General features: G+C 65.6%; 1 protein-coding gene. It reads right to left on the bottom strand.

The genetic code is table 11. The annotated features are described in order from the left end of the window. A partial coding sequence (locus tag KUA11_RS17140) for a helix-turn-helix transcriptional regulator (RefSeq protein WP_217412262.1) occupies window positions 1–453 on the bottom strand: 453 nt, incomplete at both ends.

Raw genomic sequence — 453 nt, 5'->3', positions numbered from 1 at the left:
CCGGACTCCGGGGTTAGCGTCGATAGTCGCGGCTTGCCCCGTCACACCCTCGACGACCCCACAGTGTAGGGAACACACCACCTGGGGGTGATCGCGGGCCAGGTCGAGAAAGGGACAGTGGCGCAGCACGATGCCGCCCTCTTCTGCGGCCGGGGAGAAGCCCATGTCATCGAGCACTGCGATGAGGTCGCCGCGGCGATGCCGACCCCAACGCTGACCAATGCGCATGGCCATAGCTGTCGGGTTGTTACTGATGGCGACCTCGTCGACGAGCATCTGAGCTAGCAACCGATAGGCCCGCGGCCCTTCATCGCTGACGAGGGTAAAGACGGTGTGCGGGCGCCCCCGGGTCGCCCGATGTCGACGTGTTGCCTCCACTCGTCCCTGCTCGACGAGACGGTCGAGGTGAAATCGCGCCGTCGAGGGATGAATCCCCAGGTCGGAGGCCAGTTC

Origin of the sequence: Acetobacter estunensis, assembly GCF_019083805.1 — a bacterium.
In the GTDB taxonomy this organism is placed as follows: domain Bacteria; phylum Pseudomonadota; class Alphaproteobacteria; order Acetobacterales; family Acetobacteraceae; genus Acetobacter; species Acetobacter estunensis_A.
Note: the sequence above shows the minus strand (reverse complement) of the source record. Positions and strands in the feature narration are given on the sequence as shown.